At 41.5% G+C, this 24770-nt stretch carries 38 protein-coding genes; 35 read left to right on the top strand and 3 right to left on the bottom strand.

Annotated features, from left to right (window positions below; all coding sequences use genetic code 11):
* The first annotated feature begins 1 nt into the window (after position 1).
* The 22 genes from rplP (at position 2) to rplQ (ending at position 10358) form a co-directional block, all read left to right on the top strand.
* Positions 2-436, top strand: coding sequence for a 50S ribosomal protein L16 (rplP, locus tag QNI08_RS20180; RefSeq protein WP_053349061.1), 435 nt, complete (start codon positions 2-4; stop codon positions 434-436).
* On the top strand, positions 426-629 hold the full coding sequence (gene rpmC / locus QNI08_RS20175; RefSeq protein WP_034305010.1) for a 50S ribosomal protein L29: 204 nt from the start codon (positions 426-428) through the stop codon (positions 627-629). The genes rplP and rpmC overlap by 11 nt, the downstream gene beginning before the upstream one ends.
* A gap of 18 nt (positions 630-647) precedes the next feature.
* Positions 648-911, top strand: coding sequence for a 30S ribosomal protein S17 (rpsQ, locus tag QNI08_RS20170; RefSeq protein ID WP_285769163.1), 264 nt, complete (start codon positions 648-650; stop codon positions 909-911).
* A gap of 41 nt (positions 912-952) precedes the next feature.
* Positions 953-1321: a 50S ribosomal protein L14 gene (rplN, locus tag QNI08_RS20165; RefSeq protein WP_034305005.1), complete on the top strand. Its 369-nt coding sequence runs from the start codon at positions 953-955 to the stop codon at positions 1319-1321.
* A 43-nt stretch (positions 1322-1364) separates the two neighbouring features.
* Positions 1365-1676 carry a 50S ribosomal protein L24 gene (gene rplX / locus QNI08_RS20160; protein ID WP_285769162.1) on the top strand — a complete coding sequence of 104 codons (312 nt, stop codon included), beginning with the start codon at positions 1365-1367 and terminating at the stop codon, positions 1674-1676.
* Between the two features lie 29 nt (positions 1677-1705).
* Positions 1706-2245 (top strand): 50S ribosomal protein L5, encoded by a 540-nt coding sequence (gene rplE / locus QNI08_RS20155; RefSeq protein ID WP_285769161.1) that lies wholly within the window; start codon positions 1706-1708, stop codon positions 2243-2245.
* Positions 2246-2275: 30 nt separating this feature from the next.
* On the top strand, positions 2276-2461 hold the full coding sequence (locus tag QNI08_RS20150; protein ID WP_034304998.1) for a type Z 30S ribosomal protein S14: 186 nt from the start codon (positions 2276-2278) through the stop codon (positions 2459-2461).
* Positions 2462-2491: 30 nt separating this feature from the next.
* Positions 2492-2890 (top strand): 30S ribosomal protein S8, encoded by a 399-nt coding sequence (gene rpsH / locus QNI08_RS20145; RefSeq protein ID WP_285769160.1) that lies wholly within the window; start codon positions 2492-2494, stop codon positions 2888-2890.
* A gap of 30 nt (positions 2891-2920) precedes the next feature.
* Positions 2921-3457 carry a 50S ribosomal protein L6 gene (rplF, locus tag QNI08_RS20140; protein WP_285769159.1) on the top strand — a complete coding sequence of 179 codons (537 nt, stop codon included), beginning with the start codon at positions 2921-2923 and terminating at the stop codon, positions 3455-3457.
* Positions 3458-3489: 32 nt separating this feature from the next.
* Positions 3490-3852, top strand: a complete 363-nt coding sequence (gene rplR, locus QNI08_RS20135; protein ID WP_285769158.1) for a 50S ribosomal protein L18 — start codon at positions 3490-3492, stop codon at positions 3850-3852.
* Between the two features lie 22 nt (positions 3853-3874).
* Positions 3875-4375, top strand: coding sequence for a 30S ribosomal protein S5 (rpsE, locus tag QNI08_RS20130; protein ID WP_034304987.1), 501 nt, complete (start codon positions 3875-3877; stop codon positions 4373-4375).
* Between the two features lie 16 nt (positions 4376-4391).
* Positions 4392-4574 carry a 50S ribosomal protein L30 gene (rpmD, locus tag QNI08_RS20125; RefSeq protein WP_076372857.1) on the top strand — a complete coding sequence of 61 codons (183 nt, stop codon included), beginning with the start codon at positions 4392-4394 and terminating at the stop codon, positions 4572-4574.
* A gap of 32 nt (positions 4575-4606) precedes the next feature.
* Positions 4607-5047, top strand: a complete 441-nt coding sequence (gene rplO / locus QNI08_RS20120; protein ID WP_285769157.1) for a 50S ribosomal protein L15 — start codon at positions 4607-4609, stop codon at positions 5045-5047.
* Positions 5047-6342, top strand: a complete 1296-nt coding sequence (gene secY, locus QNI08_RS20115) for a preprotein translocase subunit SecY (RefSeq protein WP_285769156.1) — start codon at positions 5047-5049, stop codon at positions 6340-6342. Before rplO ends, secY begins: the two co-directional genes overlap by 1 nt.
* A 60-nt stretch (positions 6343-6402) precedes the next feature.
* Complete coding sequence (locus tag QNI08_RS20110; RefSeq protein WP_285769155.1) at positions 6403-7056, top strand: adenylate kinase; 654 nt, start codon at positions 6403-6405, stop codon at positions 7054-7056.
* A 265-nt stretch (positions 7057-7321) separates the two neighbouring features.
* Positions 7322-7483: a M24 family metallopeptidase gene (locus tag QNI08_RS22615; RefSeq protein WP_483313800.1), complete on the top strand. Its 162-nt coding sequence runs from the start codon at positions 7322-7324 to the stop codon at positions 7481-7483.
* A gap of 134 nt (positions 7484-7617) precedes the next feature.
* Positions 7618-7836 (top strand): translation initiation factor IF-1, encoded by a 219-nt coding sequence (gene infA / locus QNI08_RS20100; RefSeq protein WP_028390440.1) that lies wholly within the window; start codon positions 7618-7620, stop codon positions 7834-7836.
* Between the two features lie 41 nt (positions 7837-7877).
* Positions 7878-7991, top strand: a complete 114-nt coding sequence (gene rpmJ, locus QNI08_RS20095) for a 50S ribosomal protein L36 (protein WP_003156543.1) — start codon at positions 7878-7880, stop codon at positions 7989-7991.
* A 22-nt stretch (positions 7992-8013) separates the two neighbouring features.
* A complete protein-coding gene (gene rpsM, locus QNI08_RS20090; protein ID WP_057915228.1) occupies positions 8014-8379 on the top strand; it encodes a 30S ribosomal protein S13 in 366 nt (121 codons plus the stop codon).
* Positions 8380-8401: 22 nt separating this feature from the next.
* Positions 8402-8791, top strand: coding sequence for a 30S ribosomal protein S11 (gene rpsK, locus QNI08_RS20085; RefSeq protein WP_028390438.1), 390 nt, complete (start codon positions 8402-8404; stop codon positions 8789-8791).
* 177 nt (positions 8792-8968) lie between these two features.
* On the top strand, positions 8969-9913 hold the full coding sequence (locus QNI08_RS20080) for a DNA-directed RNA polymerase subunit alpha (protein ID WP_053349049.1): 945 nt from the start codon (positions 8969-8971) through the stop codon (positions 9911-9913).
* Positions 9914-9995: 82 nt separating this feature from the next.
* On the top strand, positions 9996-10358 hold the full coding sequence (rplQ, locus tag QNI08_RS20075) for a 50S ribosomal protein L17 (RefSeq protein WP_057915229.1): 363 nt from the start codon (positions 9996-9998) through the stop codon (positions 10356-10358).
* Here the strand turns inward: rplQ and QNI08_RS20070 are convergent.
* Positions 10350-10667 (bottom strand): hypothetical protein, encoded by a 318-nt coding sequence (locus QNI08_RS20070; RefSeq protein ID WP_285769154.1) that lies wholly within the window; start codon positions 10665-10667, stop codon positions 10350-10352. The genes rplQ and QNI08_RS20070 overlap by 9 nt on opposite strands.
* A gap of 66 nt (positions 10668-10733) precedes the next feature.
* Here QNI08_RS20070 and QNI08_RS20065 point away from each other — a divergent pair, with 66 nt between their 5' ends.
* The 11 genes from QNI08_RS20065 to QNI08_RS20015 all read left to right on the top strand — a co-directional run bounded on the left by QNI08_RS20065 (position 10734) and on the right by QNI08_RS20015 (position 21935).
* A complete protein-coding gene (locus QNI08_RS20065; RefSeq protein WP_285769153.1) occupies positions 10734-11573 on the top strand; it encodes an energy-coupling factor ABC transporter ATP-binding protein in 840 nt (279 codons plus the stop codon).
* A complete protein-coding gene (locus tag QNI08_RS20060) occupies positions 11549-12415 on the top strand; it encodes an energy-coupling factor ABC transporter ATP-binding protein (RefSeq protein ID WP_285769152.1) in 867 nt (288 codons plus the stop codon). The genes QNI08_RS20065 and QNI08_RS20060 overlap by 25 nt, the downstream gene beginning before the upstream one ends.
* Positions 12415-13212: an energy-coupling factor transporter transmembrane component T family protein gene (locus tag QNI08_RS20055; protein WP_285769151.1), complete on the top strand. Its 798-nt coding sequence runs from the start codon at positions 12415-12417 to the stop codon at positions 13210-13212. Before QNI08_RS20060 ends, QNI08_RS20055 begins: the two co-directional genes overlap by 1 nt.
* 14 nt (positions 13213-13226) lie before the next feature.
* Positions 13227-13967, top strand: a complete 741-nt coding sequence (gene truA / locus QNI08_RS20050) for a tRNA pseudouridine(38-40) synthase TruA (protein ID WP_285769150.1) — start codon at positions 13227-13229, stop codon at positions 13965-13967.
* Positions 13968-14223: 256 nt separating this feature from the next.
* The gene (gene rplM, locus QNI08_RS20045; protein ID WP_285769149.1) at positions 14224-14661 is read left to right on the top strand and encodes a 50S ribosomal protein L13; all 438 of its coding nucleotides are present in this window, start codon (positions 14224-14226) and stop codon (positions 14659-14661) included.
* Positions 14662-14681: 20 nt separating this feature from the next.
* Positions 14682-15074, top strand: coding sequence for a 30S ribosomal protein S9 (rpsI, locus tag QNI08_RS20040; RefSeq protein WP_285769148.1), 393 nt, complete (start codon positions 14682-14684; stop codon positions 15072-15074).
* Positions 15075-15250: 176 nt separating this feature from the next.
* A complete protein-coding gene (locus tag QNI08_RS20035) occupies positions 15251-15781 on the top strand; it encodes an ECF transporter S component (RefSeq protein ID WP_285769147.1) in 531 nt (176 codons plus the stop codon).
* Positions 15782-16911: 1130 nt separating this feature from the next.
* Entirely contained in the window at positions 16912-18450 is a 1539-nt protein-coding gene (locus QNI08_RS20030) for a glycosyltransferase (RefSeq protein WP_285769146.1), read from the top strand.
* A gap of 1076 nt (positions 18451-19526) precedes the next feature.
* On the top strand, positions 19527-19952 hold the full coding sequence (locus QNI08_RS20025) for a DUF2521 family protein (protein WP_285769145.1): 426 nt from the start codon (positions 19527-19529) through the stop codon (positions 19950-19952).
* Between the two features lie 63 nt (positions 19953-20015).
* Complete coding sequence (gene cwlD, locus QNI08_RS20020) at positions 20016-20732, top strand: N-acetylmuramoyl-L-alanine amidase CwlD (RefSeq protein WP_285769144.1); 717 nt, start codon at positions 20016-20018, stop codon at positions 20730-20732.
* 144 nt (positions 20733-20876) lie between these two features.
* A complete protein-coding gene (locus tag QNI08_RS20015) occupies positions 20877-21935 on the top strand; it encodes an Mrp/NBP35 family ATP-binding protein (protein ID WP_285769143.1) in 1059 nt (352 codons plus the stop codon).
* A 36-nt stretch (positions 21936-21971) separates the two neighbouring features.
* Here QNI08_RS20015 and gerD read toward each other — a convergent pair whose 3' ends face one another.
* Positions 21972-22562 carry a spore germination lipoprotein GerD gene (gene gerD, locus QNI08_RS20010; protein ID WP_285769142.1) on the bottom strand — a complete coding sequence of 197 codons (591 nt, stop codon included), beginning with the start codon at positions 22560-22562 and terminating at the stop codon, positions 21972-21974.
* Between the two features lie 137 nt (positions 22563-22699).
* On the opposite strand from gerD, the gene QNI08_RS20005 reads away from it, so the two are divergent.
* Positions 22700-23383 (top strand): KinB-signaling pathway activation protein, encoded by a 684-nt coding sequence (locus QNI08_RS20005; protein ID WP_285769141.1) that lies wholly within the window; start codon positions 22700-22702, stop codon positions 23381-23383.
* 85 nt (positions 23384-23468) lie between these two features.
* On the opposite strand, the gene pdaB is transcribed toward QNI08_RS20005, so the two are convergent.
* Positions 23469-24221: a polysaccharide deacetylase family sporulation protein PdaB gene (gene pdaB / locus QNI08_RS20000; RefSeq protein ID WP_285769140.1), complete on the bottom strand. Its 753-nt coding sequence runs from the start codon at positions 24219-24221 to the stop codon at positions 23469-23471.
* A 130-nt stretch (positions 24222-24351) separates the two neighbouring features.
* On the opposite strand from pdaB, the gene QNI08_RS19995 reads away from it, so the two are divergent.
* Positions 24352-24585 (top strand): hypothetical protein, encoded by a 234-nt coding sequence (locus QNI08_RS19995; RefSeq protein WP_285769139.1) that lies wholly within the window; start codon positions 24352-24354, stop codon positions 24583-24585.
* Positions 24586-24770: the final 185 nt, after the last annotated feature.

Below are 24770 nucleotides of genomic sequence, written 5' to 3'. Positions count from 1 at the left end.
TATGTTATTGCCAAAACGCGTAAAATACCGTCGTGAACACCGCGGTAAGATGAGAGGGATGGCTAAGGGCGGCACTGAAGTTCACTTCGGAGAATTCGGACTTCAAGCTCAAGAGGCTTCCTGGATCACTAACCGCCAAATCGAAGCAGCTCGTATTGCGATGACTCGTTATATGAAACGTGGAGGAAAAGTTTGGATCAAGATCTTCCCAAGCAAACCTTACACAGCTAAGCCGCTTGAAGTACGGATGGGTTCCGGTAAAGGTGCTCCTGAAGGTTGGGTAGCAGTTGTTAAACCGGGCAAAGTATTGTTTGAAATCTCTGGTGTATCTGAAGAGGTGGCAAGAGAAGCATTGCGCCTTGCAGCACACAAACTTCCAATCAAATGTAAGTTTGTAAAAAGAGAGGAAATTGGTGGTGAAACAAATGAAAGCTAATGAAATCAAAGACCTAACCACTGCTGAAATTGAACAAAAACTAAAATCTCTTAAAGAAGAACTATTTAATCTTCGTTTCCAGTTAGCTACTGGGCAACTTGAAAATACAGCTCGCATCCGTGAAGTTCGCAAATCGATTGCTCGTATGAAAACAGTTGTTCGTCAAAGAGAGATCGGTGTCACTAATCGATAATGAATGGAGGTTTGCAGAATGAGCGAACGCAACCAACGCAAAGTCTACACTGGCCGCGTAGTATCCGACAAAATGGATAAAACGGTAACAGTTGTTGTAGAAACCTATAAAAAGCATTCTTTATACGGTAAACGCGTGAAATACTCTAAAAAGTTTAAAGCTCATGACGAGCTAAACGAAGCTAAAGCAGGCGACGTAGTGCGTATCATGGAAACTCGTCCACTTTCAGCTACAAAACGCTTCCGTCTTGTAGAAGTAGTAGAAAAAGCAGTAATCATTTAATATAGTTCGGATTAAGCTAATTCCGAAGGGAGGTACCGTACATGATTCAACAAGAATCTCGTTTAAAAGTCGCTGACAATTCAGGTGCTCGTGAAGTGCTAACAATTAAAGTCCTAGGTGGTTCAGGCCGTAAAACTGCAAACATCGGTGATATCATCGTTTGTACAGTCAAACAGGCAACACCAGGAGGCGTTGTTAAAAAAGGTGAAGTCGTTAAGGCTGTTGTTGTCCGTACAAAACGTGGTATGCGTCGTCCTGACGGTTCTTACATTCGTTTTGATGAAAACGCATGTGTAATTATCCGTGACGATAAGAGCCCACGTGGAACTCGTATTTTTGGACCAGTTGCCCGTGAATTACGTGACAACAGCTTCATGAAAATCGTTTCTCTAGCTCCAGAAGTTCTATAATATGTAAAATTTGTATAAAGCCTTTCAAGGAGGTGCCAAGCTAATGCATGTTAAAAAAGGTGACAAAGTCGTAGTCATCTCTGGTAAGGACAAAGGCAAACAAGGAACAATTCTTGCAGCATATCCGAAACAAAATCGTGTGCTTGTAGAAGGAATTAACATCGTGAAAAAGCATTCCAAGCCTTCTCAGATCAATCCACAAGGTGGAATCATCAGCAAGGAAGCTGCTATTCACGTTTCCAATGTAATGCCTCTTGATCCTAAATCAGGTAAACCGACTCGTGTTGGATACAAGATCGAAAATGGTAAAAAAGTACGCGTAGCTAAAATATCAGGTGAATCTTTAGATAAATAAGCCATAAATGAAGGGAGGTACACTAAGCAATGAGCCGCCTTAAAGAAAAATTCAAAAGTGAAATTACACCATCATTGATGGGTAAATTCAACTATAATTCAGTAATGCAAGTACCGAGCATTGAAAAAATCGTTATTAACATGGGTGTGGGTGACGCAGTAGCTAACTCTAAAGCTTTAGATACAGCTGTTGAAGAACTTACATTGATCACTGGTCAAAAACCTGTTGTAACAAAAGCAAAAAAATCAATCGCAGGCTTCCGTTTGCGTGAAGGTATGCCTATCGGAGCGAAAGTTACACTACGTGGAGAGCGTATGTATCAGTTCCTTGATAAGCTAGTATCTGTATCTTTACCACGTGTACGTGATTTCCGCGGCGTTTCAAAGAAATCCTTTGACGGACGTGGGAACTATACATTAGGTGTTAAAGAGCAACTTATCTTCCCTGAGATTGATTACGATAAAGTGAGCAAGGTTCGTGGTATGGACATCGTTATCGTAACGACTGCCAACACTGACGAAGAAGCTCGTGAACTACTTACTCAAGTTGGAATGCCGTTCCAAAAGTAAAGTAATCTCTAAATAAAGGGAGGCGAAATCGTGGCTAAAAAGTCTATGATCGTAAAGCAAAAACGCGAACAGAAGTTTAAAGTACAAGAATATACACGTTGCGAACGTTGCGGACGTCCACATTCTGTATTACGTAAATTTAAGCTTTGTCGTATTTGTTTCCGCGAACTTGCATATAAAGGACAAATTCCTGGCGTTAAAAAAGCTAGCTGGTAAAACCCGAGTTTGGGAAGGAGGTAAAATAAAATGGTCATGACAGATCCTATTGCAGATATGCTTACTCGCATCCGTAATGCGAATATGGTTCGTCACGAAAAACTAGAAGTTCCTGCTTCAAAGATCAAAAAGGAAATCGCTGAGATCTTAAAGCGTGAAGGCTTCGTACGTGACTTTGAATTAATCGAAGACAACAAACAAGGTATCATCCGTATCTTCTTAAAATACGGTGCAAACAACGAACGTGTTATCACTGGTCTGAAACGTATCAGCAAACCTGGTTTGCGTGTATATGCAAAAACAGGAGAGGTACCACGCGTTCTAAACGGTTTAGGTATCGCAATTGTTTCTACTTCTCACGGAGTTTTAACAGACAAGGAAGCTCGCTCTAAACAAGTTGGCGGAGAAGTTTTAGCATACGTTTGGTAATACATTTTCACAAGAATGGAGGTGCACATTATGTCTCGTATAGGTAAAAAGCCTATTGAAATCCCTGCAGGCGTAACGGTTACTATTAACGGAAGTGAAGTGACTGTTAAAGGTCCTAAAGGTGAATTAACTAGATCATTCAGTCCTGACCTATCAATCGCTGTTGAAGAGAACGTGTTAACTGTTACACGTCCGTCCGATGAGAAGACACACCGTTCTTTACACGGTACTACTCGCGCACTTCTCTTTAACATGGTTGAAGGTGTATCTAAAGGATTTGAGAAATCACTTGAACTTATTGGGGTCGGTTACCGTGCACAAAAGCAAGGTACTAAGCTTATCCTTAACGTAGGATACTCACACCCTGTAGAAATAGAGCCAGAAGCTGGCGTTGAAGTCGAAGTTCCTTCTAATACAAAAGTAATCGTAAGAGGCGCTAACAAAGAACGTGTAGGAGCTCTTGCAGCTAATATCCGTGATGTACGCCCACCTGAGCCGTATAAAGGCAAAGGGATTCGTTACCAAGGTGAATTCGTTCGCCGTAAAGAAGGTAAAACTGGTAAGTAATGCCGCATAAGTAAACGAAAGGAGTGACGTAAATGATTACGAAGCTTGATAAAAATGCTACTCGTCAGAAAAGACATGCGCGTGTACGTGCTAAGCTTTCTGGAACAGAAGCTCGTCCTCGTTTAAATGTGTTTCGTTCAAACAAACACATTTACGCACAATTAATTGACGATGCAAAAGGCGTAACATTGGCAAGTGCTTCAACTCTTGATAAAGAGATCGGTATCGAAGCTAGTAGCAATGCTGAAGCAGCTCAAAAAGTTGGCGAACTTATTGCGAAACGTGCTGTTGAAAAAGGTTACAAAGCTGTGGTATTTGACCGCGGCGGTTACCTCTTCCATGGTCGTGTTAAAGCATTGGCTGACGCTGCTCGTGAAAACGGCTTAGAATTTTAATGGATAAGGAGGGACATAACAGATGCGTAGCATTGATCCTAATAAATTAGAACTTGAAGAACGCGTAGTTACAGTAAATCGTGTAGCTAAAGTTGTTAAAGGCGGGCGTCGTTTCCGTTTCACTGCACTAGTTGTTGTTGGTGATAAAAATGGTCATGTTGGATTTGGTACTGGTAAAGCTCAAGAAGTTCCGGATGCAATCCGTAAAGCTATTGAGGATGCTAAGAAAAATCTAATTACTGTACCAATGGTTGGAACTACAATTCCTCACCTTGTGAACGGTCGCTATGGCGCAGGTCACATTCTTTTGAAACCAGCTTCTGAAGGTACAGGAGTAATTGCTGGTGGTCCTGTTCGTGCGGTACTTGAATTAGGCGGAGTTAGCGATATCTTGTCTAAATCATTGGGTACTAATACACCTATCAATATGGTTCGCGCAACAATCGAAGGATTGAAGCAATTGAAACGTGCTGAAGACGTAGCTAAGTTACGTGGAAAATCAGTACAAGAACTGTTAGGATAAGGAGGGAAATCGAATTATGGCTAATAAATTAGAAATTACCCTCACTCGCAGCTTGATTGGTCGTCCTGAAGATCAACGTGTTACAGTCAACACTTTGGGTTTACGCAAAATGCATCAAACGGTTATTCAAGAAGATAACCCTGCGATCCGCGGTATGATTACCAAAGTTGCTCATCTTGTTACTGTAAAAGAACAATAAAATAATTTTTATCTTAACAAGGAGGTGCCAACATGAAACTTCATGAGTTAAAAGCTGCAGAAGGTTCTCGTAAAGAACGTAAACGTAAAGGTCGCGGTATTGGATCTGGTAACGGTAAAACAGCAGGTAAAGGACACAAAGGTCAAAACGCTCGCTCCGGCGGCGGTGTACGCCTTGGATTTGAAGGGGGTCAAACTCCTCTATTCAGACGTTTGCCTAAACGTGGATTTACTAACGTTAACCGTAAAGACTACGCTATCGTGAATCTTGATACGTTAAATCTTTTCGAAGACGGTACTGAAGTAACACCAGCTCTTTTACTTGAGTCTGGAGTTGTAAGTAAAGAAAAAGCAGGAATCAAAATTCTTGCCAAAGGAAGCATTGAGAAAAAGCTTACTGTTAAAGCTCACAAATTCTCTTCTACTGCAAAAGAAGCTATCGAAGCTGCTGGCGGTAAAACAGAGGTGATCTAATGTTTCGCACGATCTCCAATTTTATGCGCGTGGGTGAAATAAGGAACAAGATTATTTTTACCCTTCTCATGTTAATCGTCTATCGCATCGGTACATTTATACCTGTACCGCATGTGAATGCCGATTTTCTTGCTCAACAGGACCAGCTAAGCGTCATCGGTCTTTTAAATACCTTTGGCGGCGGTGCACTGCAAAACTTTTCAATCCTAGCGATGGGGATCATGCCATACATCACGGCATCCATCATCGTTCAGCTGTTACAAATGGACGTTGTTCCTAAGTTCGCTGAATGGTCTAAGCAAGGTGAAGCAGGGCGTCGTAAATTAGCTCAATTCACTCGTTACTTCACTATTATCCTAGGGTTCATCCAAGCTTTGGGTATGTCTTACGGGTTCAATAATATGTCAAGTGGCCAGTTGATTGAAAACCCTGGAATTGCAACATACTTGCTCATTGCAACTGTCTTGACGGCAGGAACAGCTTTTCTTTTGTGGTTAGGGGAGCTGATCACTGCTAAGGGCGTGGGTAATGGGATCTCCATCATCATCTTTGCTGGTATCGTGGCTAGTCTGCCGAACACGGCAAACCAGATCTACGCACAGCAATTTGAAAATGCGGGAGACCAATTATTCTTACGAATCATTTCGATTGTCCTTATTGTTTTAGCAGTATTAGCAATCGTGGTCGCTGTCATCTTCATCCAGCAGGCCTTACGTAAAATCCCTATACAGTATGCAAAACGTGCTGCGGCAGGTCGTACTCAAATGGGTGGCCAGTCTACTCATTTACCATTGAAAGTCAATGCTGCGGGGGTTATTCCGGTAATCTTTGCGATGGCATTTCTGATCACTCCAACTACAATCGCCTCTTTCTTTGGAAAGAACAGCGTGACTAGCTGGATTACAGAAAATTTAACATATACCCATCCTATCGGAATGGTCATATATGTTGCTCTTATCATTGCTTTTGCGTATTTTTATGCATTCATTCAGGTCAATCCTGAACAAATGGCTGAGAATTTGAAAAAGCAAGGTGGCTATGTGCCTGGGATTCGTCCTGGTAAGAGTACACAGGAATATTTAACACGTGTTTTATACCGCTTAACGTTTGTTGGCTCTATCTTTTTAGCCGCCATTGCCGTTTTGCCGGTAGTTTTCATTAAGATTGCTGATTTGCCTCAATCTGCACAGATTGGCGGCACAAGCTTGCTGATCGTTGTCGGGGTTGCCCTTGATACGATGAAGCAGCTGGAATCACAGCTTGTGAAGAGACACTACAAAGGCTTTATAAAGTAATGAGTTTTGGGAACACCTTGTTCCCTTTACCCATTATAGAGTTTGAGGGGGAAGAAAATTTTGAATCTAGTTTTAATGGGTCTGCCGGGTGCTGGTAAGGGCACTCAAGCTGAACAAATCGTAGAAAAATATAATATCCCTCATATCTCTACTGGAGATATGTTCCGAACAGCTATAAAAGATGGAACAGAACTTGGTCTGAAGGCGAAAGCATTCATGGACAAAGGCGAATTGGTACCTGATGAAGTTACCATTGGCATCGTACGTGAGCGTTTAAGCAAGGAGGACTGCCTAAAGGGATTTTTGCTTGATGGCTTCCCACGTACCGTGGCACAAGCAGAGGCGCTTGAAGGCATCCTTACTGATTTGGATCGCAAAATGAATTTTGTCATTAATATCGATGTGGATAAAAGCATCTTGATGGAAAGATTGACAGGACGTCGTATTTGCAAGTCTTGTGGTGCGACATACCACCTGGTTTTCAATCCACCAGCCAAAGATGACGTATGCGACCGCTGCGGCGGAGAATTATATCAACGTGCCGACGATAATGAAGCAACGGTTCAAAATCGCTTGGATGTGAATTTGAAGCAAACTAAGCCACTTCTTGACTTCTATGGAGAAAAAGGGTACTTAGTCAACATTAACGGACAGCAAGATATTAATAAGGTATTTGAAAACATTGATGTGTTACTTGGTGCTTTGCAAAATTAATCGTCTGGATTAATTTATGAATTTCATACCATTTTTACAACTTACTATTTAAACTTGGTGCAATCCTTTATTACAAAGGGTATAATGGATTTCGCGAGCATTCGCACATTTATTAATCAGGTTCTTGTACTTGGTATTCCCTGAATTGGGCGATTACTTTCTAAGTGATCTTCACGGACATATCCGGTCGGCAAAATTGATGAAGAAATGCAGTGACTCTATTGGGATTCCAAAAGAGTCGTGATATAGAGAGTTGAAAGAAGCTATGTCAGGCGTGCGCCTTTCAAACATCTCCCATGCTATTCAAACCTATGTCGAGACCAATTGCTTCTCATTTCGAGAGTATGTCGGTCACGGAATCGGTCAAGACTTACATGAGGACCTTAAACCCCTCATTTCGGTCCAACTGATAAAGGTCCTCAGTTAAAGCCTGGTTCTACAAAATGGTGAATACTTGATGCAGAATTGTATGACTTATGAGGATGATTGGACTGTAGTAATGTTGACGGAAAGATGTGTACCTTTTATAGGTCCACGCATAGAGAAGGGAGAATCACTTTAATGGCGAAAGATGATGTAATTGAAGTAGAAGGCACAGTACAAGAGACTTTGCCAAATGCAATGTTTAAGGTAGAATTAGAAAATGGTCATACTGTTTTAGCTCATGTATCCGGTAAAATTCGTATGCACTTTATTCGCATTTTGCCTGGAGATAAAGTTACGGTTGAGCTTTCCCCGTATGATCTAACTCGCGGCAGAATCACATACCGGTTCAAATAATTCCGGTTACGCTCCGATCTGTATAAGGAGGTTAGATAGCAATGAAAGTCAGACCATCAGTCAAACCAATCTGCGAAAAGTGTAAAGTTATCCGCAGAAAAGGTAAAGTTATGGTTATTTGCGAAAACCCTAAACATAAACAAAAACAAGGCTAAATAGAAGGAGGTGCACTCAAGCATGGCACGTATTGCTGGAGTAGATATTCCCCGTGACAAACGTATTGTTATCTCATTAACATATATATATGGTATTGGAAAACAAACAGCGATGAAAGTTCTTGCAGAAGCAGGCGTTTCTGAAGAAACTCGCGTTCGTGACTTAACGGAAGACGAATTGAATAAAATTCGTGATATCATTGACAAGCTTAAAGTAGAAGGCGACCTTCGTCGTGAAATTTCCCTAAACATCAAACGTTTAATGGAAATCGGTTCATACCGTGGTTTACGTCACCGTCGTGGTCTTCCTGTTCGCGGTCAAAACACAAAAAACAATGCTCGTACGCGTAAAGGACCTCGTCGTACAGTAGCTAACAAGAAAAAATAATTAGTAAAGGAGGTTACTTTTCATGGCACGTAAAACTAATACACGTAAACGTCGTGTGAAAAAGAATATAGAAACTGGTATTGCACATATTCGTTCAACTTTCAATAACACTATCGTTACGATCACTGACTCTCATGGTAATGCTATTTCATGGTCAAGTGCTGGGGCTCTTGGATTCCGCGGATCTCGTAAATCCACTCCTTTCGCTGCACAAATGGCTGCTGAAACAGCTGCTAAAACATCGATTGAACATGGTATGAAAACTCTTGAAGTTACAGTTAAAGGACCTGGTGCTGGACGTGAGGCTGCCATTCGTGCACTTCAAGCTGCTGGCCTAGAAGTAACTGCAATTAAAGATGTAACTCCAGTTCCACATAACGGATGCCGTCCACCAAAACGTCGCCGTGTTTAATTTTTCTGTATAGATTTTGTATTCCTGTCAATAATGGGATATAATACTGAGTTTGCGTTCTTACAGAAGATTAATTTTCAGTTGTTGCGCACAGCGGGAACGTATACATGGGGAATTTCGGCTTAAGTGACATAGTTTGCTTGCCGGGGTTTTGACGTTTTGAAGGAGGGTTTATTGATGATCGAAATAGAAAAACCAAAAATCGAAACGGTTGAAATCAACGACGATACCAAATTCGGTAAATTCGTCGTAGAGCCACTAGAGCGTGGGTATGGTACTACATTGGGTAACTCCTTACGTCGTATCCTTTTATCCTCACTCCCAGGTGCTGCTGTCACAGCTATACAAATTGATGGAGTGCTACATGAGTTCTCAACAATTGAAGGCGTCGTGGAAGATGTAACATCTATCATTCTTAATGTGAAGAAACTGGCTCTTAAGATTTACTCTGATGAAGAGAAGACGCTGGAAATTGACGTTCAAGGTGACGGAGTCATCACGGCTGCTGATATCACTCATGATAGTGATGTAGAAATTCTTAATCCGGATTTATATATTGCTACAATTGGTAAAAACGGTCATATGCGTATGCGTTTATCTGCACGTCGCGGCCGCGGCTACACTCCTGCTGTTCAAAACAAGAGAGAAGATCAGCCAATTGGTGTCATTCCAATCGATGCTCTTTACACTCCGGTTTCACGAGTATCTTTCCAAGTTGAAAATACACGTGTAGGACAGTTGTCTAACTTTGACAAGTTAACGTTCGATGTCTGGACTGATGGCAGTACTGGTCCGCAAGAAGCGGTAGCACTTGGAGCTAAGATTTTAACAGAGCATCTGAACATTTTTGTCGGTTTAACCGATGAAGCTCAAAATGCTGAAATTATGGTTGAAAAAGAAGAAGATCAAAAAGAAAAAGTTCTTGAGATGACCATCGAAGAATTAGACCTTTCTGTTCGTTCTTACAACTGCTTGAAGCGTGCTGGAATCAATACCGTTCAAGAGCTTGCTCATAAGACGGAAGAAGATATGATGAAAGTACGTAATCTAGGCCGCAAATCACTTGAAGAAGTGAAAGCGAAGCTAGAGGAATTAGGCTTAGGTCTTCGTAAAGACGACTGATAACATGGCGGAATCATCCATTATGTTGTGAGCCTTGTTTTAGACACACAATATAGAACTTCAACAAAGGAGGGAATCTCTAATGGGTTACAGAAAGTTAGGACGCACTAGCGCACAACGTAAAGCATTACTTCGTGATTTAGCTACGGATCTTATTATCCATGAGCGCATTGAAACTACTGAAGCACGTGCAAAGGAATTACGTTCTGTAGTAGATAAAATGATCACTCTTGGTAAACGTGGTGACTTGCATGCACGCCGTCAAGCTGCAGCATTCATCCGTAACGAAATCGCTGACGCTGAGAAAGGCACGGATGCCCTTCAAAAACTATTCAGTGACGTTGCTCCACGTTATGAAGAACGTCAAGGTGGATACACTCGTATCATGAAAGTTGGTCCACGCCGCGGTGACGGTGCACCAGTCGTGGTTATTGAATTAGTTTAATAACAACGATGAAAAAGGGCGGGACAAATGAATATACTCACTTGTTCTATGCCCTTTTTCTTTATTTATAATAGAAATTCTGTTTTTTAGAAATTCGCATTGAGTGTTACGATGGCTGGCGGAACCTTTGATGAAGGGAGCCTTCACGTCTAGCTCAAGCATCCCTTCCCGCTTTTGAAAAGCGATTATAAGAAAACCTGTTTTCGTAACAGGCCCGCAATAAGCTGCTCTTAATTTACCGAAAATTCTTTCGGTGGAAGGGGTGCAGCGTTTTTTTATATTTTCAGAAGAAATGACTGCTTTTGTCAACGCCTGTTACTGTTGAAATTGCAGAGTTTAGTTTAGATGAGTGCAGTCGAGTATGAGGAGGGCCACATGAGGAAGAAGCTGGTTTCTTTACGTAATATCATTTTTAAATATGACGGTCATTCTCGAAATGCCTTGGATGATGTTTCATTTGATATTCATCATGGGGAGTGGCTTGCGATTGTCGGACACAACGGTTCCGGCAAGTCAACATTAGCGAAATTACTGAATGGCCTTCAGTTTGCTAACTCTGGTACGATAACAATCAATGATCAGCTTTTGACGGATGAGTCCGTCTGGGATGTACGCCGGAAAATCGGCATGGTTTTTCAAAATCCAGATAATCAATTTGTAGGCACGACAGTTCAGGATGATGTGGCTTTTGGTTTAGAAAACGCCGGTGTTTCTCAGCAGGTTATGGTGGAGCGTGTTCATGGTGCGTTAACTAAGGTTAAAATGAATGCCTTTCTTAATCAAGAGCCGCACCATCTATCCGGCGGTCAGAAGCAAAGAGTGGCCATAGCAGGTGTTATAGCCCTGCAGCCAGATATCATCATCTTAGATGAAGCAACCTCCATGCTTGACCCAAGAGGCCGTGAAGAAGTGCTTGAAACCGTTAGGGAATTAAAGCAGGAAAATGAAATTACCGTCATATCAATCACCCATGATCTTGAAGAAGCTGCCAAAGCTGATCGAATGATAGTCATGAACCAAGGCCGCTTATATCGTGAAGGAACACCTCAGGATATATTTGAATTAGAAGAAGAACTGATTGCCCTTGGTCTGGATATCCCTTTTTCAGTGAAGCTGACGAAAGAGTTGCAAAAGAATGGTGTTCGTGTGGTTGATGGGCATTTGACAGAGGAAGAGTTGGTGAAGGATTTATGCGAATTACACTCGATGATGTAGAATACCGCTATCAGGTGAATACTCCTTTTGAACATCTGGCCCTTCATGATGTCAATATTTCCATGGAGCAGGGTACCTATACCGCAATCATCGGGCATACAGGGTCCGGTAAATCGACCCTTCTTCAGCACTTGAATGCCCTCTTGAAACCGACGAAGGGGCGGGTGCTGATCGGGGACCGCACGATTGAGGCCGGAAGGAAAGAAAAGGCATTGCGGCCGATCAGACAAAAGGTTGGAATCGTTTTTCAGTTTCCGGAACATCAGCTATTCGATGAAACGGTGGAAAAAGATATATGCTTCGGGCCGATGAATTTTGGCGTATCCGAAAACGATGCGAAAAAACTGGCAAGGAAGGCCATTGCCCAGGTGGGCTTGAGTGAGGAAATCCTTGATAAATCACCCTTTGACTTATCCGGGGGGCAAATGCGCCGGGTGGCCATAGCAGGTGTACTTGCGATGGAGCCGGAGGTATTGGTGCTTGATGAGCCTACTGCCGGATTAGATCCGCGAGGACGCAAAGAAATTATGGACATGTTTTATGATCTTCATAAATTGAGGGGCATCTCGACCATTCTCGTCACACATAGCATGGAGGATGCCGCCAAGTATGCAGATGACATCATCATCATGCACCAGGGCACAGTTTTCAAAAAAGGAACTCCGCAGGAAATCTTCTCGGACCCGGAGCAATTACTTGAGCTTGGCCTGGATGTTCCGGATACCGTCCGTTTTCAGCTTAAGCTTCAGAAGGAACTCGGGGTCCGCTTCGATCATCCTTGCCTTAATATTGGCGATCTCGCGATTGAGATAGATAAAGCCATGAAACGGGGGAATCGCTGATGCTTGATAAAATGATCATCGGGCGTTATGTCCCTGCCAATTCCCTGATGCACAGGATGGATCCCCGGGCTAAATTGCTCCTCGTCTTCTTATTTGTTTGTGTCGTGTTTTTGGCGAATAATTTCTTTTCTTATGGCTTGCTTGCGATATTCACCATCCTAATGATCAGCATTTCGAAAATTCCGCTCCGTTATCTGTACAATGGACTGAAGCCGATCTTTTTCTTGATCGTATTCACCTTTCTGCTCCATATCCTGTTTACGAAAGAAGGAGAATTGCTATTTGGATACGGGTGGTTTGAAATCTATGAAGGCGGTTTGATTCAAGGTTTGTTCATCTCGATTAGATTTACTTTACTGATCCTTGTTACGTCATTATTAACGTTGACGACTACCCCGATATCGATCACTGATGGGATGGAGGAGCTGTTGGGGCCACTGAAAAAATGGAAAATGCCGGTTCATGAGCTGGCATTGATGATGTCCATTGCCCTTCGCTTCATCCCGACGCTGATGGAGGAGACGGAAAAAATCATGAAGGCCCAAACGGCAAGGGGGGTCGATTTTTCTTCAGGTCCAATTAAGGAGAGGGTTAAATCGATTGTACCGCTGCTTGTTCCTTTATTCGTCAGTTCGTTCAAACGCGCTGAGGAATTGGCAACCGCCATGGAGTCCAGAGGATACCGCGGCGGGGAAGGACGCACGAAATACCGCCAATTGAATTGGAAGACAAGTGACAGCCTATTGATGGTCTCACTAGGACTTCTTACGGTTATGTTGGTTTTATTACGTTCATAATAAGGAAGAGTGCAATGCCAAAATATAAATGCGTGCTAGCGTATGACGGGACGGAGTTCGCCGGCTATCAGGTACAGCCTGAGAAGCGCACGATTCAAAGCGAATTCGAGGCCGTCCTATCGCAAATGCACAAAGGCGCAATGATAAAAGTGATTGCTTCAGGCAGGACAGATTCAGGGGTCCATGCTAAGGGGCAGGTCATTCATTTTGATTCACCCCTTACGTTCCCTACTGAAAATTGGGTAAAGGCGTTCAGCGCCCTGCTCCCGAACGATATCGTCGTTCTTGAAGTCGATATCGTTCCTGACGAATTTCATGCGAGGTTCCATACGACGGGTAAAGAATACCGATACATCATAGACCGCTCCAAACTGCGGGATCCGTTTAAGCGGAACTATGCCTACCATTTTCCCTTTCCTTTGGATGAGCTGAAAATGAGGGAAGCGATGTCCCATTTAGTCGGGACACATGACTTCACGAGCTTTTGTTCGGCAAAGACGGAAGTGGTCGATAAAGTCCGGACCATAGAGGAAATCGATTTTGAAGAGCGCGAGGGCCATTTGATTTTCCGCTTCATTGGGGAAGGCTTCCTGTACAATATGGTCCGTATCTTGGTTGGGACACTCCTGGATGTAGGCAGCGGTAAGATTGCCCCCCAGGATATTATCGGGATATTGGACAAAAAAGATCGCAGCTTTGCAGGGAAAACGGCACCAGCCCAAGGTCTGTATTTATGGAAAGTTTTTTACAAATAAAATATTTCTGCTGTAATTCCAGTTCGGTTACAACTGGAAACTGTGAGAAACCTGCATTGGCAGCGGCTTCGTCCTTTTCATGGAGTCAAAGAGGATGTTTTATAGACAACTTATCCTAGTGTAACATTCCCTTGACAATGAATCTGGGAGAAGTTAATATAATATGGTATGTATTTTAATCCCACGATAAGCCCCGGAAGTTTATTGTGATTGAAAATAAATATAAAAAATTAAAAAGTTTTTTAGGAGGTTAACCATGCGTACGACATTTATGGCGAAAGCTAATGAAGTAGAACGTAAATGGTATGTGATTGACGCTGAAGGCAAAACTTTGGGTCGCCTTTCTACTGAAGTAGCATCCATTTTACGTGGTAAACATAAACCAACTTTTACACCGAACATTGACACTGGTGATCATGTAATTTTATTCAATGTTGATAAAATCCACTTGACTGGTAAAAAATTGACTGACAAAATTTATTACCGTCACACTATGCATCCAGGCGGTCTTAAAACTAGAACGGCTCTTGAAATGCGTACAAACTACCCTGAGAGAATGCTTGAACTTGCTATCAAAGGTATGCTTCCAAAGAATTCTCTTGGACGTCAAATCTACAAAAAATTACACGTATACGCTGGAGCTGAGCACCCACACGCTGCTCAACAACCGGAAGTATACGAATTACGCGGATAATTACTAAGGAGGTTACTATCTTGGCACAAGTTCAATATTATGGTACTGGTCGCCGTAAGAGCTCAGTAGCTCGTGTACGTTTAGTACCAGGCGAAGGTCGCATCGTTATTAACGGTCGTGACATTAATGAATATATTCCTTTCGCAGCATTACGTGAAGTTGTTAACCAACCACTAGTTGCAACTGAAACTACTGGAAATTACGACATTCTAGTAAACGTAAATGGTGGTGGATACACTGGTCAAGCTGGAGCAATCCGTCACGGTATCGCACGTGCATTGCTTCAAGTTGATCCGGAATACCGTCCGTCTCTTAAAACTGCTGGTTTACTAACTCGTGACCCACGTATGAAAGAGCGTAAAAAATACGGTCTTAAAGGCGCACGTCGTGCACCTCAGTTCTCAAAACGTTAATTCGTTTCTGCCCTTTCCCGATTACCGGGAGAGGGTTTTTTCTTTGTGTGGTTATACAGACTGAAGCCCTCTTTGATTTAGACTGTTAAAATTCATTGCAAATATATCGGATTTGATATTTATTAAATTTCCATTTAGGAGTATGATAATACTTAAAAACAGAAAGAGGACTTCATATGAATTCAACATACTCATCGGTAGAAACGACCAAAACAAGGACTCTGGTCATCAATGCACTTTTCATCGCACTGACCCTTGTAGCTACTATGTTCATCAATATAAAGCTTCCGATAATGGGCAACGGCGGACTCATCCACCTCGGTAACGTTCCGCTGTTTATAGCGGCACTCGTTTACGGCAAAAGGACCGGAGCAATAGCAGGAGCATTCGGAATGGCCCTCTTTGACCTCTTCTCCGGATGGGCAGCATGGGCGCCATTCACTTTTGTCATTGTCGGTACAATGGGCTTTTTAGCTGGCTTCATAGCGGAAAAAGTGCCCGGCAAAAAAGTCGTTGTTTACACACTGGCTGTGGCCGTTGCACTCATCATTAAAATCGTCGGCTACTACTTCGTCGAAGTCATTCTTTACGGTAACTGGATTCAGCCTTTCGGCTCCATCCCCGGCAACGTTATGCAGGTCGTCCTGGCCGGTATCATCGTCGTGCCGCTTGCAGGGCGGTTAAAGCAACGAGCAGGACAGCTATAAAGGGTACAAGCTCTGGAAGCTACCTGAGCTGTCGTTGATATAATGGATTTTGATAAGAGGTGCAGTCATCGGGACTGCGCTTTTTTCGTGCCTTAGGCATGAGTGCAATCTATTATGGTTTTCTTAATGCAAGAGTGTCCCCGGTGATGTGGAATCTGTAGGGAGGACGCGGTAAACTTCAGGTCAGGAAAATTACATCTTTAAGAAAGTCCTTGCTGTCGAAAGTGTACAGAGTAAAAGGAGCAAATAGATAAAGGGAAAGATTGCAGCCTTTTCCGGGGAGTCTGGTGACAGCCAAGTACACTTGGTAGCCTGTCAAGATATGGGAAGTGAATCATGACCAGCTTATGGGGGGAGGTTAGAGAGGAAATGGAAGATAAACGATCCCGTAAATTCCTTTAAGTAAGGATGATAATAGGTGGTTTATTTCATAAAATCGAGGATTGAATTCCACAAGGAGGTCGGTTAAGACCTTAAATTTATGGTTACATCAACGATTTGTAAATTAATATAAATGATTTACAAAACTGCGTCGGACTTAAACTGAACCGCCTGTATACCAATAATTTAAAAGTTACGTACGGCGGGGTTCGGAGTCTGGTCGCCACCTACTCCTAGTACATTTTTAATATTTACTACCCGCTCAAATATTATAAAGTTTTTGTGTGTGAAAGTGTCTCCGCTTATCTTCACTTTTAAGGAGCTTTCCTAGCTACTAAAGGTATAATCATGATACGGTAAAGTAGGTTGATTTATAGTGTCTAATATATACGAATAACTTCCACGTCCGCATTTATACAAGAAAATACTTTGAAAGGTGTGTGTGGATAGGCATAAAAGGTTATAAAAAGAATGTAGGTTTAGGATTTGAAATATTTAGCAAGAGTATTATTTGACGAGGTTTTGGTCATGTAAACGGTGCTGAGTTCTTATTTGAATAAAGTTAAAACTGTTCCGGGTATTGTAAAAGATGGTTGATATTCGAGTTTGGAATTTGCTACAGCAATCAACCGTTCAGAAAGCATATGGGGGACCTCATACAAGGCAAACTTTTTGGTGTATTGAGTTTCCTTGTGATACCCCGGTGTATCAAGTAATATTAGACTATTGATTGTATGGAGGTTTAATAAATGTTTGAAAACAAAGTTTTTTTAGTTACTTATGGTATAACACCTGAGTCAGGTGGAGTTACGGTCGCTACATTAAATCAGTCCAAGATGTTTGCTGATGCAAACTATGACGTATCTATAACGACATTTGATTATCAACCTCATTATAAGCAAATTTTTAATGAGCTTAAATCAATGAACCGGGTTTATCCTGATGTTCACCATTTTAATAAATTCGAATACTACGCTAAAAAAAATAACAAGGAAGGTTTAATAGACACTCGATTTTATGAAGAAGAATTTATTACTGATCAAGATGGTTATACGAATATTATCAGCTCCAATGATAATCAAGTAATTCATTATTTTAAAGACGGCGAACTAAAAAAAACAAAATACTATGATCATGGCATTAGCTGTCTTATGGCAATTGATTATTTCAATAGTGGTAGAGAACTTGTACAACGAGTGGAATTCAGTGAAGAAAAATTTGTTCTTCGCAAACAGTATTTTAGTGTCAGAACTCAAAATATCGCAAGAGAATCATACTATAACTCAATGGGATTCTGTTTTTTGACTCGATACCATAACGAGAAAGGCGATCCAGGGGAAGTCTTTTTATTTGAAAGAGAAACAGGAAATATCTTGCAGTTTTCTGGAAATAAGGCCCATGATAAACATTGGCTTAATGAACTTGCAGAGGTTTATAAAATAGGTAATCGTCTTCCTCTCTTCATTTCAAATGGCCAGGGGAGTGGACCTAAAATAATGGGTATTGATAAGAAAAAGGCCAAAAGAGCCTATTTCGTTCACAATAATCACTTTGAATCACCTTACTCTTATGGGAGTAAGGTTAAAAAGAAGTATGATTTTGTCTTTAATCGAATCGATAAGCTAGATGCCTTAATTGTACTGACGGAAAAGCAAAAACAAGATATTCAAAAGCAATACGGTCAACATAACAATATATACGTAATACCTAACGCTATTACAATTACTGAACATGAACCCAGGAAAAAAGCTGATGATACAATTATTATGGTTACTCGATTAGAACCACAAAAGCATTTGGAACGTGCCATTTCAATGTTCCATCTGGTTGTGGATAAAATTCCAAGTGCAAAGTTAAATATATTTGGTAAAGGAACGGAATTAGAAAAACTACAAGAAAGTATCATAAAACATCAGATGCAAGATCACATTTTTCTTAAAGGATATTCACGTAATATTAAAGAAGAAATAAAATCCGCAACTCTAAGTTTACTAACATCTAACTATGAAGGATTGCCGCTAGCTGCAGTAGAATCGCTTGAAAATGAAACACCAGTTGTGTCATACGACTTTAATTATGGTGCATCTGATATTATTAATGATGGTAACTCAGGGTTTGTAATTGACCTTGAGGATGAAGAAAATCTAGCAAATAAAATTGTGTATTTGTTGAAAAATAAAGAGGTAGCTGCTCAGATGGGGGCTATCGGTAGACAAGAAATGATTAACAAATACTCAAATGAGGTTGTGCATCAAAAATGGATGGACATGCTAAATGCAATTTCATAAAAATCTTAAGCTCTAAATGCTTAAGAACGGTATATGATTCATTACCCATTGATCTAGGTTTCGGGTATTTTTTTAATATAAGATGAGCAATGAGCGACCCGAGGGGGGAGGAACATCCTTGGGAAGCAACCTGAGCAGCAAGTTATCGAGTGGGTAGGCGTTTAAATTTAATATAAAAAAATAGCGCAGCTCAAAAGCTGCGCTTCAATTTGTAGTCAAAAGAGAGTACGGAATATAAAAATTCCGTACTCTCTCTTAAAATCTCCTTTGATTTCCCCATATTGATTAGCTGATGCTCTACAAGCTACTATATTTAGGCCATTTTTAACCTTTTAACGATCAGCGGCCAACTCTTCGTCAAATTAATGCCAGTGAAAGCTTCACATGCGCGAATATGCGCTCAATCGTTTCTTTGTTTTTCGCATATATAGGTTTTTTGTATCTGATGATGACATCCATCTATCACACAGTTGCCACTCTTAGGGTCCGTTGTTTTTTTAATCGCGTTTCTTTACGTGAAAAATATCTTCGCAAATAATCGCATATTCGCACTGGCTTTCACATGCTTGGAATCGGCAAATACTTGATCTGGCACCTATTATCTTTTTATCAGCAGCTGTCATTAAGGCATGATTGGCAAACTGTTTAAATAATTCTTTTATCTTTGAGTGTCGCTCTTGATTTTTCCCGGGGCGTTGAAAAGTGAGACATTTAATCATGGAAACCTTATCCTGAGATCAAATGGTAAGCCATTTATTCATGCAAATGATAAGCACTACAAGAAAGCCAATTGCCTATAAAGCAGTTGAAGGGGTGTAAGGGGTTGAATGATAATGGGGAAAAATCTTTTTATTTATCCTGACAAAGAACCTGAATTGGTGCTGATTACTTTTAAAAGAAGAATACTTTTTCAAATCAAATTGCACCCTCCATGTTTCATCATTAATAACGCCTGCCGAACCTATCCTTTTTAAATTTTGCCAATGGAATCAATGAATGGTTCCATTAAGAAAGCAAAAACTAAATTATGTCTTGGGAAATAATTTGGGAAATGGGGTAGGCCCCGGAGGTGAAATATGGCTGTGATATTAGGTTTGCAGGAGATGCAAAGGGAAAAACAATTGAAGTTCGAGCGCAGGTTGCTGAGGGAGCTTTCAATCGAAGACATGAAGCGGCGGATCCAGCGCTACTTTGGGCAGGACTTCATGGAAGTTTTGGAGGAAGGCTACTTTGATGTTGCCATCGAAGCCTTTTTATTGGGGGCGAACTATAGCAAGTTCGGCTATTACGGTGAGTCGGAGGATGATGTAAGGGCGAGATGCGTCAAGGAAGAAAAGTTTTTGATCGATACCCTGTTCAACTTTATATTGTATTGGCGGGAAGTTACAGCGAATAACGCCTTCGACGAGGGTTTATTTTATTGCTGTGAGGGGTTTGTCGGGGAGTGGTGGCAGGATGGCTTCAAGACTGGTGAAAAACGTTATAAAATGAAATTGCACTAAATGTTCTAAATCCATGGTTTGTCCCATACTTTTTAGTATAGGGATCATGGGAGGAGAACGGTCATGCGTAGAAAGCTGAAATATACTGGTATCGCCATGGGATTGTTTGTCCTTTTTTTAATTGTTACTTTTAAATTTGTGGAGGATGATTCATGGGACTCCTGGAACCTTCCGCTGGCAGGTAAAGTGATCGTCCTTGATGCCGGTCACGGAGGGATGGATGGCGGAGCGAATGTACAAGATGTAATGGAAAAGGAAATTGCCCTTTCCGTTTCAATGAAGGTCCGCGACTATCTGCAGGAGCAGGGAGCTTTAGTCATCATGACCCGTGAGAAGGACGAGGATTTAGCTCAAAAAAATACGAAGGGAATCCGGCAGCGAAAACAGGAGGACCTGCGCAGCAGGGTTGAGATGATCAATGACTCAGAAGCGGACTTATTTTTAAGCATTCATTTGAATTCTTTTCCGTCGGCGTCGTCGAAGGGGGCCCAAACCTTTTATACGAAGCGATATGAGGAAAATGAACAGGTGGCTAAATTCATTCAGACTGAAATCATTCGGAATCTTGAAAATACAAAGCGTGATGCAAAAACGATCAATCATGTTTATTTAATGAACTATGCGAAGAAACCGGGTGCACTAGTGGAAATAGGCTTTCTTTCCAATGCTGAGGAAAGGGGACGCCTTATTAGTGATAAGTATCAGGAAAAAATTGCGAGTTCAATTTATATGGGGATTTTACGTTACTTTACAGAGGAAAAGCTAACCGATGAAGAATGATCTTTGGGTCTTGTAGGGTACAAGGCCTTTTTACTATGGGCAAATGGGCCGTTCCTTGAAACAGGGGGCAGATGATAAGCTTTCTTTCCGTAATATGATATACTGAAATGGGGAAAATAAAACGAATTCAAAGGGGTGCTCGACTTGTTAACAGAAGAGAAAGTATTGAGTTTACTAAAGGATCTCACAGACCCTTTTCTACATAAAAGCCTTGAAAAAACGAACGGGATCATTGAAATCAAGATAAAGCCTGAAAAGAAACATGTAAGCGTTAAACTTGCGATTGCAAAAACGGGGACAGCGGAGCAAATGCAAATGCAAACGGAAGTCGTGAACTTGCTGAAAACGAATGGAGCGGAGTCGGTAGGAATTCGCTTTACGGAGCTTTCGGAAGAGGAATTGGCTAAACACCGTGAAAATATGATGCAGGATGAAGGGGATCAGGGCTTGCTTGGTCCTAACAGCAAGACACAATTCATCGCGATTGCCAGCGGTAAGGGCGGGGTAGGGAAATCGACGATTTCAGTGAATTTCGCTACTTCACTTGCTCGTTTGGGGAAAAAGGTCGGCCTTGTTGATGCTGATATCTATGGCTTCAGTGTACCTGATATGATGGGTATAACAAAAAGACCTGTCGTTCGCGGGGAGAGAATCATCCCCGTCGAACGGTTTGGCGTTAAAGTCATCTCGATGGGCTTCTTTGTAGAAGATAATGCGCCAATCATCTGGAGAGGGCCGATGCTCGGTAAGATGCTGAACAGCTTCTTCAATGAAGTGGAATGGGGAGAGTTGGACTATTTGGTGCTCGACTTGCCTCCAGGTACCGGTGATGTTGCTCTCGACGTCCATACGATGCTGCCTTCGTGTAAGGAAATCATCGTGACGACACCGCATCCAACTGCAGCCTTCGTTGCTGCGAGGGCCGGTGCGATGGCGATCAAGACAGAGCACGAAGTCATTGGAGTCATTGAGAATATGTCATTCTTTGAAAGCAAAACGACTGGAGAAAAAGAATATGTATTCGGTAAAGGCGGCGGTGCGAAGCTTGCCGAAGAACTGCGGACAGAGGTTTTGGGACAACTTCCGCTGCAGCAGCCTGATTGGAATGAAGAGGACTTCGCTCCATCCATTTACGCAGCAGATCATAGGCTTGGCAGGATATATGGGGATATAGCCGAAAAAGTCATCGAAAAGCTTCAATAAAAAAATCAGGCTGATTCCACTGGAATCAGCCTGATTTCATTCCTTGTCCTTCTTATCTTTTTCTTCGTTTTTGGTTTCCTTCTCTGCTGCTTTTGTAGCTGCTTTATCCAATCTTTCCTGCAGCTTTGCTTGAACGAGTGGACTATCCATCGTTTCTATGATCAATTCTTTGTACACCGATCGCATTTCCTTCGTTTTCAATAATTTATTCATTTCTTTTTCCATATCAGGTTCTTTTAAAATGTCCATGAGCATGCCGCGGTACTGCGGATCATTCGTCAAGTCCTTCAATATTTTTTTATGTTCATCTTCCAGAGCTTTAGCATAAGCAGAAGCAAATTCAGGATCTTTAAATGTCTTTTTCCAAAACTCCTTGCCTTTATCCGAGGTGATCATATCTTCAATGGACTTCTTAATGACATCCGAGTCCATAATAAGTTCAGCTTTTGTTTTATCATCGGAAATGATATCCTGGATGGCTTTTTTTCCATCGTCTGTCTTCAGGATATCAACGACCATTTTCTTTGTCTCTTCATACTCCATTTTATCTTGCCCTGCCCCATTTTGAGCACAACCGGAACAAACGAGTAAGAATGACGTAAATAGCAAAGCAACTCCCACTTTCATACGCAGGGCCCCTTTCATCCTTCTTACAATTAATATGGTTCCAAACGGCGATATTATTCCATCATAGAATAAGTGGATTTTTCCAAATATGGTTGGTACAATTAAGGAAATGAAATAGAAATATATGGGGGAAAACAATGAACAGCCGTAATTTAGTTAAATTGTTTTTTACGACATTGCTTATCGGCGGTATAACTGGAGGGGTTGTAGGTTTTTTAGCCCGGTGGGGGGAGTTTGAGCCTTATTTTTCTTCTTTCGAAGTCATGGCCATCCTTTCGACCTTCATTTGGTTATTCGGTGTTGGATTAATTTTCAGCGTCATAAGCCAAGCTGGTTTTTTTGCTTATTTAACGATACATCGATTCGGTTTGGGGATTTTTAAAAGCGCTTACCTTTGGAATGCCGTACAAATTGTGCTCATCCTTTTTGTTGTATTCGATTTAGTCTATTTAAGGTACCTTAATTTCGGATCTGGCGGGGCAATCAGCTCCTATATCGTATTAGCCTTAATCGTTTTGGCAGCCGCCTTGGTTACCGCTTTTTTCAAAATGAAGCAAACGAATGGACAATCGTTCATCCCCGCTTTATTTTTCATGGTCGTATTCACCGTTCTAGAGTGGTTGCCCGTTCTGAATTCCAATGATGAAGGCTGGCTTTACTTCATGTTGTTTCCCCTGCTCGTTTGCAATGCCTATCAATTATTGGTCCTAGGCAAATTGATCGAGCATTCCCAAAAGGAATTGGCAGGAAAAAGAGCCCGGAAGCAAGCTCAAGCTAAAGGCAATGAAATGAAGGCTGGCGAACTGGGGAAAGGCAGCTAGCGTTGCGTACAATTGGAAGTTTTAAAGGGACGGCGTGCCGAAGGCTAAAGGAAACCGATGGTACGCCGTCTTCTTCATGACCTGACTAGCGGATTTCCTCACTGCTTGCAGAGGAATTGGAGATCATCTCCGACACGTTGACGAAGGTCAAATTTTTTTCGCGAAGTTCATCCAGCAGCTCGGGGAGTGCTTTATTCGTTTGCTTTGCCGAGTCGGAAGCATGCAATAAAATGATATCTCCCTTTTGTGCTTTGTTGATATTTTGAACGATCCGTTCTACACCTGGATTGGTCCAATCTTTTGAATCAATGCTCCAATGGACCACGGTATATCCAAACTTATCACTGATCTTTAAGAGGCGCTTGTCAAAATGTCCGGTTGGTGCACGTAAAAGCTCTATATTTTTCACATTCAGCTTTTTAAATGCTTCCTGGGCTTTAGATATGTCGCGAATGATTTCCTGATCCTCCATTTCGGAATAATCCTTATAATCGTAACCAAGCATGCCGATTTCAAATCCTTCTTTTACGATTTGCGCAACGATATCAGGATGACGTTCTGCCCAAGAACCGGAAAGGAAAAAAGTTGCCGATTTGATGTTTTCTTTTTTTAAAGTGTCTATTATCGGCACCGCTTTTTCATCACCCCAACCAATATTGAAAGTTATCGCAACATTCTTCTCTCCTTTATAAACCGCTTTTGGTCCATCCTCCGTTGAAAAAACAGGTGCATGAAGGATGTTTTGTACGAATAAGAACCATGCGGTAAACAATGCACTGAGTAAAATTAACGAATAAAATTTGAGGTTCTTTGCTTGAAGCACCATGAAAAATTTCATTAATTCCATCCCCTTGTCCAAGACTCTTGTCTTCAAATTTATGCGAAAGGTTTTTTGTTATGCAAAAAAATTAGGGATGCTTGATAAAAACCATCTGTTTAGGGAAAGATGTCTGTTGGAGGTGTCGTGCATGCTTGGTTTATTGATTAATGAGAAAGAAAAAATGGAAATGGTGTATCTGTTAAAAAAGGAAATGGATGAAATCATCAGCGATTTTCACGATGAAAGGGTTGATCACTTAATCAAGAGGGCCATGAATGAAAAGTATAATCTCCTTTACGGTTTGTTGAGAAGGATGAGCGCGGAAGAGGAATGCCACACATACATGAAGGAGAAAGCGAAATTATTGAAGCGAAATTATTGATGATGGTTAAAAGCTAATTTTATTCGTAAAACCTATTGACTATTGATTTATTCGCTGGTATATTATAAAAGTTGCTGCAACATAAAAGCTTTTAAAAAAGACTTAAAAAACTTTTGAAAAAAAGTTGTTGACGGCATGGAGATGAGATGTTAAGATATTAAAGTCGCTAAGAGAGATTAGGCGAA

This window comes from Peribacillus folii (genome assembly GCF_030271255.1).
GTDB lineage: Bacteria > Bacillota > Bacilli > Bacillales > DSM-1321 > Peribacillus.
Note: the sequence above shows the minus strand (reverse complement) of the source record. Positions and strands in the feature narration are given on the sequence as shown.

What these genes read in the sequence shown, in the direction of transcription:
- rpmJ (WP_003156543.1), top strand. Translation starts at nt 7,878, where the DNA reads ATGAAAGTCAGACCATCAGTCAAACCAATCTGCGAAAAGTGTAAAGTT.
- truA (WP_285769150.1), top strand. Translation starts at nt 13,227, where the DNA reads ATGCCAAAATATAAATGCGTGCTAGCGTATGACGGGACGGAGTTCGCC.
- rplQ (WP_057915229.1), top strand. Translation starts at nt 9,996, where the DNA reads ATGGGTTACAGAAAGTTAGGACGCACTAGCGCACAACGTAAAGCATTA.
- QNI08_RS22615 (WP_483313800.1), top strand. Translation starts at nt 7,322, where the DNA reads ATGTCAGGCGTGCGCCTTTCAAACATCTCCCATGCTATTCAAACCTAT.
- infA (WP_028390440.1), top strand. Translation starts at nt 7,618, where the DNA reads ATGGCGAAAGATGATGTAATTGAAGTAGAAGGCACAGTACAAGAGACT.
- rpmD (WP_076372857.1), top strand. Translation starts at nt 4,392, where the DNA reads ATGGCTAATAAATTAGAAATTACCCTCACTCGCAGCTTGATTGGTCGT.
- QNI08_RS20065 (WP_285769153.1), top strand. Translation starts at nt 10,734, where the DNA reads ATGAGGAAGAAGCTGGTTTCTTTACGTAATATCATTTTTAAATATGAC.
- QNI08_RS20030 (WP_285769146.1), top strand. Translation starts at nt 16,912, where the DNA reads ATGTTTGAAAACAAAGTTTTTTTAGTTACTTATGGTATAACACCTGAG.
- QNI08_RS20025 (WP_285769145.1), top strand. Translation starts at nt 19,527, where the DNA reads ATGGCTGTGATATTAGGTTTGCAGGAGATGCAAAGGGAAAAACAATTG.
- QNI08_RS19995 (WP_285769139.1), top strand. Translation starts at nt 24,352, where the DNA reads ATGCTTGGTTTATTGATTAATGAGAAAGAAAAAATGGAAATGGTGTAT.
- rpsQ (WP_285769163.1), top strand. Translation starts at nt 648, where the DNA reads ATGAGCGAACGCAACCAACGCAAAGTCTACACTGGCCGCGTAGTATCC.
- rplO (WP_285769157.1), top strand. Translation starts at nt 4,607, where the DNA reads ATGAAACTTCATGAGTTAAAAGCTGCAGAAGGTTCTCGTAAAGAACGT.
- secY (WP_285769156.1), top strand. Translation starts at nt 5,047, where the DNA reads ATGTTTCGCACGATCTCCAATTTTATGCGCGTGGGTGAAATAAGGAAC.
- QNI08_RS20055 (WP_285769151.1), top strand. Translation starts at nt 12,415, where the DNA reads ATGCTTGATAAAATGATCATCGGGCGTTATGTCCCTGCCAATTCCCTG.
- QNI08_RS20060 (WP_285769152.1), top strand. Translation starts at nt 11,549, where the DNA reads ATGCGAATTACACTCGATGATGTAGAATACCGCTATCAGGTGAATACT.
- pdaB (WP_285769140.1), bottom strand. Translation starts at nt 24,221, where the DNA reads ATGAAATTTTTCATGGTGCTTCAAGCAAAGAACCTCAAATTTTATTCG.
- rplP (WP_053349061.1), top strand. Translation starts at nt 2, where the DNA reads ATGTTATTGCCAAAACGCGTAAAATACCGTCGTGAACACCGCGGTAAG.
- rplR (WP_285769158.1), top strand. Translation starts at nt 3,490, where the DNA reads ATGATTACGAAGCTTGATAAAAATGCTACTCGTCAGAAAAGACATGCG.
- cwlD (WP_285769144.1), top strand. Translation starts at nt 20,016, where the DNA reads ATGCGTAGAAAGCTGAAATATACTGGTATCGCCATGGGATTGTTTGTC.
- rpsM (WP_057915228.1), top strand. Translation starts at nt 8,014, where the DNA reads ATGGCACGTATTGCTGGAGTAGATATTCCCCGTGACAAACGTATTGTT.
- rplF (WP_285769159.1), top strand. Translation starts at nt 2,921, where the DNA reads ATGTCTCGTATAGGTAAAAAGCCTATTGAAATCCCTGCAGGCGTAACG.
- rplE (WP_285769161.1), top strand. Translation starts at nt 1,706, where the DNA reads ATGAGCCGCCTTAAAGAAAAATTCAAAAGTGAAATTACACCATCATTG.
- rpsH (WP_285769160.1), top strand. Translation starts at nt 2,492, where the DNA reads ATGGTCATGACAGATCCTATTGCAGATATGCTTACTCGCATCCGTAAT.
- QNI08_RS20005 (WP_285769141.1), top strand. Translation starts at nt 22,700, where the DNA reads ATGAACAGCCGTAATTTAGTTAAATTGTTTTTTACGACATTGCTTATC.
- rplM (WP_285769149.1), top strand. Translation starts at nt 14,224, where the DNA reads ATGCGTACGACATTTATGGCGAAAGCTAATGAAGTAGAACGTAAATGG.
- rpsE (WP_034304987.1), top strand. Translation starts at nt 3,875, where the DNA reads ATGCGTAGCATTGATCCTAATAAATTAGAACTTGAAGAACGCGTAGTT.
- rplN (WP_034305005.1), top strand. Translation starts at nt 953, where the DNA reads ATGATTCAACAAGAATCTCGTTTAAAAGTCGCTGACAATTCAGGTGCT.
- gerD (WP_285769142.1), bottom strand. Translation starts at nt 22,562, where the DNA reads ATGAAAGTGGGAGTTGCTTTGCTATTTACGTCATTCTTACTCGTTTGT.
- rpmC (WP_034305010.1), top strand. Translation starts at nt 426, where the DNA reads ATGAAAGCTAATGAAATCAAAGACCTAACCACTGCTGAAATTGAACAA.
- QNI08_RS20080 (WP_053349049.1), top strand. Translation starts at nt 8,969, where the DNA reads ATGATCGAAATAGAAAAACCAAAAATCGAAACGGTTGAAATCAACGAC.
- rplX (WP_285769162.1), top strand. Translation starts at nt 1,365, where the DNA reads ATGCATGTTAAAAAAGGTGACAAAGTCGTAGTCATCTCTGGTAAGGAC.
- rpsK (WP_028390438.1), top strand. Translation starts at nt 8,402, where the DNA reads ATGGCACGTAAAACTAATACACGTAAACGTCGTGTGAAAAAGAATATA.
- QNI08_RS20035 (WP_285769147.1), top strand. Translation starts at nt 15,251, where the DNA reads ATGAATTCAACATACTCATCGGTAGAAACGACCAAAACAAGGACTCTG.